This window comes from Nocardia sp. NPDC088792, from assembly GCF_044750615.1.
Taxonomy (GTDB): domain Bacteria; phylum Actinomycetota; class Actinomycetes; order Mycobacteriales; family Mycobacteriaceae; genus Nocardia.
Window position 1 is genome coordinate 1 of the sequence record NZ_JBIVKC010000021.1, and the last position, 1257, is coordinate 1257.

The following is a 1257-nucleotide window of genomic DNA, read 5'->3' on the forward strand; positions in this document are numbered from 1 at the left end:
GCTGGATTTGATTGTGTTGCGGGCCAGGCCTGATCTCCCTGCGCTCTGGCATGGGCTGACCGGTGGGCCGCAACGCCCCACCGCCAGACAACAGGATCACCACGATGTGCTCGCCCGGCTCACCCCGCAGGAACGGCAGCAGCGTCTGCTGATCGTCGTCCGGGACACGGTGGCTGCGGTGCTGGGGTATCGGCGTGAGCAGGTGAGCACGACCAAGGCGTTCACCGATCTGGGTTTCGACTCGCTGAGCGCGGTGGAACTACGCAACCGGCTTCAAGCGGTTACCGGTACGACCCTGCCCGCCACCCTGGTCTTCGACCATCCGAACGCCCAGCGCCTCGCTACCCACCTCACCTCACTACTCGGCAACACGACCGGAGATGGCACAGGCGCGACTATGAGCTCGCTGCTGTCGCAGCTGGAGGTGTTCACCGCCGCATTCGTCGCTGCCGATCTTATCGCCGCCGAACGGGACGGTATCGCCAACCGCCTGCGCGCGATGCTCGACACGTCGCACCCACCCGCGTCCGTGGATGACGGTGAGAAGTGGGAGACGCCCGACGAGGTCTACCGATTCATCGAAGACGAACTTGGACTGTCGGGGGACGAGCTGTGAGCCAGTAGAGCCGCCGCCAACCCGCCGACCTGACTCATCTCAAGACCCGTGGAGCCCACCATGAACCAGCCCGATGAACGGATCGTCGAGGCGTTGCGCACGTCCCTGCTGGAAAACCAGCGGCTCAAGCGTCAGAATCAGGAACTCCTGGACGTCGCGAGCGACCCGTTGGCGATCGTCGGCATGGCATGTCGACTCCCCAGCGGGGTGCATGACGCCGAGAGTCTGTGGCGGTTGGTGATTGACGGCGGCGATGCGATTGGACCGTTCCCGACCGACCGAGGTTGGGATGCCGGAGAACTGAGCGGTACCTCCAGTGGCGGTGGCTTCCTTGACGACGCGGGCGGCTTCGATGCCGAGTTCTTCGGGATTTCGCCGCGTGAGGCCCTGGCGATGGATCCCCAGCAGCGGCTGCTGCTGGAGACGTCATGGACTGCGTTGGAACATGCCGGCATCGAGCCGCGATCGGTAATTGGTGCCCGTGTTGGCGTGTTTGTGGGCGCCGCACCCTATGGCTACAGCAGCATCACGACCAACGCCGACGATGCCCAGGGGCATGTGTTGACGGGTAACTCATCTTCGGTGTTGTCGGGTCGTGTGTCGTATGTGTTGGGTTTGGAGGGGCCGGCGGTGACGGTGGA

2 protein-coding genes are annotated in these 1257 nt (G+C 64.4%); both read left to right on the top strand.

Features of this window, described 5'->3' with window-relative positions; all coding sequences use genetic code 11:
- The coding region (locus ACIP5Y_RS47960; RefSeq protein WP_400360527.1) for a phosphopantetheine-binding protein at positions 1–616 on the top strand (616 nt) is incomplete at its 5' end.
- A 60-nt stretch (positions 617–676) separates the two neighbouring features.
- Positions 677–1257, top strand: a 581-nt coding sequence (locus ACIP5Y_RS47965) for a beta-ketoacyl synthase N-terminal-like domain-containing protein (RefSeq protein WP_400360528.1), incomplete at its 3' end; no start/stop codon positions are given.